Annotated in this window: 1 protein-coding gene; it reads left to right on the top strand. The window is 45.4% G+C overall.

The genetic code is table 11. The features are described from left to right. A partial coding sequence (locus LZP73_RS20870; protein WP_442800790.1) for a capsular polysaccharide export protein, LipB/KpsS family occupies positions 1–282 on the top strand: 282 nt, incomplete at both ends.

Genomic DNA, 282 nt, shown 5'->3' with positions numbered 1-282 from the left:
AATATTCCGACAGAACTAATTGCTGAACTCGCTGATTATCAGGCACTGGACGCAGATATTATTCAATGCATTCAGCGCGCAGATGAAGTGCACACCATGACATCATTGTCCGGGTTTGAAGCGTTATTACATGGCAAGCAAGTTCATTGTTACGGCCTGCCCTTCTATGCCGGTTGGGGTTTAACCGTTGATGAACATCACTGCCCGCGTCGCGAGCAAAAATTAACGATAGCAGATTTGATCTATCAGGCGTTGATTGTTTATCCAACCTATATCCACCCA

Origin of the sequence: Shewanella sp. AS16 (genome assembly GCF_021412365.1) — a bacterium.
In the GTDB taxonomy this organism is placed as follows: domain Bacteria; phylum Pseudomonadota; class Gammaproteobacteria; order Enterobacterales; family Shewanellaceae; genus Shewanella; species Shewanella salipaludis.
Note: the sequence above shows the minus strand (reverse complement) of the source record. Positions and strands in the feature narration are given on the sequence as shown.